Origin of the sequence: Micromonospora sp. NPDC023814, assembly GCF_040639595.1 — a bacterium.
GTDB lineage: Bacteria > Actinomycetota > Actinomycetes > Mycobacteriales > Micromonosporaceae > Micromonospora.
In genome coordinates this window covers 1-4,567 of sequence record NZ_JBFAAF010000161.1, presented here as the reverse complement: position 1 = coordinate 4,567, position 4,567 = coordinate 1, and the positions used below count along the sequence as shown (strand labels likewise).

The 4,567-nt window shown below is 70.6% G+C and carries 2 protein-coding genes; one reads left to right on the top strand and one right to left on the bottom strand.

The genetic code is table 11. The features are described 5' to 3' along the window. Positions 1 to 314 precede the first annotated feature (314 nt). On the top strand, positions 315 to 1,859 hold the full coding sequence (locus AB0G14_RS34725; RefSeq protein ID WP_357704872.1) for a hypothetical protein: 1,545 nt from the start codon (positions 315 to 317) through the stop codon (positions 1,857 to 1,859). 252 nt (positions 1,860 to 2,111) lie between these two features. Here AB0G14_RS34725 and AB0G14_RS34720 read toward each other — a convergent pair whose 3' ends face one another. After that, complete coding sequence (locus AB0G14_RS34720) at positions 2,112 to 4,361, bottom strand: hypothetical protein (RefSeq protein WP_357704870.1); 2,250 nt, start codon at positions 4,359 to 4,361, stop codon at positions 2,112 to 2,114. Between the last annotated feature and the right edge of the window lie 206 nt (positions 4,362 to 4,567).

Below are 4,567 nucleotides of genomic sequence, written 5' to 3'. Positions count from 1 at the left end.
CGCCCCACCACCAGGTGGGGAGTCGCTCGCCCGCACGGCGAGGATCCACAACAGGGCACCGGAAACCCGGTGAACGTTAGTGGACACCGCACTAGCCGACACCTACGGCCGGCCGGAACGCGCGTCCTGGCGACAGTCGCCCAAGACCAACGACCCGAGCATCCAACAGCCACCTGGTGGTCGCCCGCCGCCGGTACCCGCAGGCGAGCGATCCTCGACGCATCCGCTGATCGGCGTCGCGCTGCTGCGACGGCACCAAGGCATCTTGACGTCCGAATAGGATCGGGGCTCGTCCTGTCAAAAGGAGGGTGTCGATGCATCGGGCGCTGCGGATGGGTACGCCGATCTTTCTGCTCATCCTGCTCGGCGCGGTCGGCTGGTACGCCTCGTACGCCACCACCGTCCTCGTGTGGGAGCTGCGCAAACTCGTTCCCTGGCTGGTAGCGCCGGCCCCGCTGGCCCTGCTCGCCGGGGCGCCGGCCCTGGTGCGACTGCTCACCCACCGGCTCCGCGGGCGCAAGACCAGGCCCGAGTTGACCGGCGGGACCATCGTCCTCGGTTGGCTGGGCGCCGCCGTCGGACTGGCCCTTGGGGGGTGCTGGCTGGTCTACGGCGAATACCTCCAGGATCGGGCGTACGGGACCACCATGCGGGTGGTGAGCGATCCGGTCCCGGAGTTGGCCGCACGTGCGCCGTACCTGGTCGGCAAGGCACAGGCCGCGCCCAACCTGGGCGACGTCACCGGCGAGATCACCGACGTCAGCTATCTGCCCGACTCCGACCGGTTCGCCGTCTTGGTCGAGCGGCGCGGCTGGTTGGCCGGTTACGAGGTCGGTCTGATGCAGGAGGTGCCGCTCGGCGGCAAGAGCCGGGCGCAGCAGCGGTGCCAGTTCGACGTGTCAGCCGCCGACGCGCGGATCGGCGGCTGGTTCAGCCACAACCTGGCCCGGAAGATCTCCGCCGAACGGCGCTGGGCCCGGTTCTCCGCCGACGACGCGTACGTCTACTGCCAGGGCGACAACCTGATCGTGGTGATGCCGCTGAAACAGCAGACCGGAATCCTGGTGGTGACCGAACGGCCGGCCGGTGTGGCGCGGTACGACGGCCGAACCGGAAAGGTCACGATCACTGACGACACGACGAAGGTGCCCGGACCGTCCTACCCGATCAGCCTGGCCGCCCGGCAGCGGGAGGGCGCGACCGCCGTCGGCGGTTTCGCCGACTGGTGGTTCGAGCGCAGCGGCTGGGACGCCTCCGAGGACGGCGCCAACGAGGGCAACGAGTCGGAGTTCACCCTCCGCTACCGCGACGGCAGTGGACGCAGCGCGTACGTCACCCCGCTCACCCCGCAGGGCGAGGGCAGTTCGGTGGTGGCGGTGTCGACCGTGCCGACCCGGCACGCCGGCCGCGGTCTCGCCCCGCTGACCGTGCACCGGCTCAGCCCGACATGGTCGTCGCCTCAGGCGATCGTCGCCCTGATCAAGGCGGAGTACCGGGACGTCTGCTGCTGGAACGACGACCAGGTGTTCGAGGTGGTGCCGACCGGCGGCAGCACGTGGACCGCCACACTCGGCAGTGAGCAGAGCATCCGGTACCGGGTGGAGGGCCGGGGCCAGATCGACGGCGGGGAGGCAACCTGCCTGAAGAACGTCGACGGCACCCTCGTCCGGTGCGCGTACGCCGCCCCCGGCTCGCCTGAGGAGCAGGAGCTGCAACGCCGGGAGCAGCAGAAGCAACGGGAGCAGGCGGCGAATGGCGGCACGGACCCGGGCGACCTGACCAAGTACACCGACGAGCGGTTGGCCGAGCTGCACCGGCGGGTCGCCGAGGAGGTCGACCGCCGTCTCAAGGAGCGGTAGCGGTCGATGACTGCCCACCACGCAGCCGCGACGCCAGGACCAGTGCCACGTAGCCTGGTGCGATCCTGCTGCGCTGCGGCCGCGGGGACCCGACCGGTCAGGCTCAGCATCACGATGGCGACGCCAGTGAGCGCGACCGAGCCGGTCCGTCCAACGAGAGCCGATCATCACCAAACGCAACCGCAGGTGGGGGAGATGTCGACGACGTCACCTACTACGACCTGACCACCTGGCGGGGTAGCCGCACCGCGATCAGACCGGGAACCGCCGGTTCCGCTGACCGCCCGACCACCGGGCGGTCGCCACGGTCGCACCGTCGGCCTCCGGCGCCAGCGGCCGACGGGCCGGGCCCGCATCCTGCCGTCGCTGGTAGGCGGCGGCCAGGTGGTCCTGGAGTTCGGCGTGCCGGAACTGGTACACCACACCAACCTGGCGCAGCACCTGCCGCCGCAGCGCCTCCCGGAACAGCACCGGGAACCGCACCGGCGGACGCCCGTGCAGCAGCAACACGACCTGGGCGAAGCCCGTCAGCACTGCCGGGCCGAGGCCGGTGATGACGCCATACGCCGCCCCGATCACGATGCCGGACTCCGGTCCGACCGACCACGTCCCGGGCCGAGGCGGATCCGCGACGTTGAACAGCGCGAACGCGACGCCACCGAGGATCACCGCAGAACTGACCGTGACCACGGTGCGGCGGCGGTCGGCCCGAAACGTACCGTCCGGGGTGCTCGCTGGTGAGTCGGCCAGCGGCGTCAGCCAGATGCCGAGCAGGCCGAACGTGACGTTGGCCCGGACGATCGACGAACCGACGACCAGGAGGCCCATGAGAGCCAACCCGGAGAGCACGCCGGCGAACGGGCCGAGGACGAGTCCGACGCCCACCCCGACAGCCAGCGGCGGTCCCGATCCGGCCAGCCCCAGCGTCCGCAGCTCCGCCCGAGTCGGCCACCGCAGGTCCATACCGATCGGTTCGGTCGGGGTCGGCACCGAGGCGGAGGGAGAGGACGTCAGGACGAACCCGACCGCGGCGACAGCCACGAGAAACGCGCCCAGGGAAGCCAACAACACATCGGACCGAGCCCCGCCGGTCACCGCCACGCACGCCCCGGCCAGCACTGCCGTCGGCAGTCCGAACCCGGTGCCGATCGCGATCGACAGAGCCCCGATCGGAACCCAGGTCGGGATCTCCCACCAGCGCAGGTCGCGGCGCCCCCGCAGGTGGTGAGCGAGCCAGGACAGGTAGAACAGGTGACGCTGGTCGCGCCCGCCGCGCCGGCCGGAACCGGACGGGTAGGCCCGCTCCAGGAACTGGCCGATCACGCGGGCCTTCACCGCTGCCACCGAGGTGAGCCCGATCAGCTCCGCAGGGTCGGGTACGTCACCGTCCGGCCCGTCGAACGCGTCGCGGGCCAGACTCAGGATCAGCGGGGTGGCGAACGCTTCCGCGACCGGCGAGTCGGGTCGGCTGAGCAGATGTTCGGTGAGCTGGTGCCAAAACCGGCGTTGCCGGTCACTGTCGTGACCACGGCGCAGGTACTCGACGGCAGTCTCCGACTCGACCTTGTCGAGTTGGAGGACGACCGGGCGCGGCAACCGTCCGCCGGCACGCGCCCGGTCGTACCCCTCGATCCGGGAGGTGAGCACGATACGCAGCCCGGCGGCCTCGCGCGCGATCCTGGTGAACGCGGCCCGCTGCCCCGCCGCGGGCATCTCGTCGAGGCCGTCGAGGAAGAGCGCCACCCGCTTGTGCTCGACCAGGCGGCGTGCGACCTTCGCGCCGTATCGCGGGTGCTGCAGCGCCGGGAAGTTCGTCTCCATCTCCTCGACCACGTGGTCGAGCAGCGACCTCTCGTCCGGGTTCCACCCGCCCAGGGTGACCCACACCGGCACCGGCGTGTCGGCGCGCTCCGGTGCCGAGGCCGGTCTGACGCACTCCTTCGCTGCCTCGATCAGCAGGATCAGCATCGTTGCGGTCTTCCCGCTACCGGCCGGGCCGAGCAGGACCAGTTGCTGGCGCTGGATCCGCCGATACAGGTCGACATACAGGCGGGTGACCACGCCTTGTTCGCCCGGATGGTCCCCGGCCGGGGCTCGGCGGCTGGCGCTTCGACGGCGCGGAACCCGCCGAACGTTACCCCCGGGAGCGCCGAGCACCTCGTGCATCGGCAGTGACCGCTGATGGTCCCGGTGCCAGGTGACCCGCACCGGGTCGGCGTTCATCCCGATGCCCCAGGCATCGGCTTGCGCTGACCAGTGCGACTCGGTGGCCTGGGCCAGCATGTTCGCCGCCTCCGTGACCTGCTCCGGTGCCGACAACTGCGGCTCCTCACGACCGCGCCGCTTCTCCACCACCACGATGGCCACCACCAGCAGGACGATCGTGACCCAGGGGGCCCAGCCGAGCCACGGCGGTAGGGGGATCGTCTCAGAGGCCAGGTTGACCGCGAGGCCGAGTACGGCGGACAGCACCACGGCCAGAGGTAGAAGGAATCGTCGCATGCAGATCTCCTGGTTCAACGTAACCTACGTGCAGTATCGACGAGGGTCCTCTCGTAGGGGCACTCGGACGTCGGGCGCTGGCGCCTCGAAGACCTCGTCGGCAAACCACACCGAGCAATGCTCGAAACCTGTGGATGAGCGTCGGGAGGCGTACCCTCCCGGCGACGCTCCATGTCCAAGGAATCGAGTAGAGCCCGCGCGCCAAC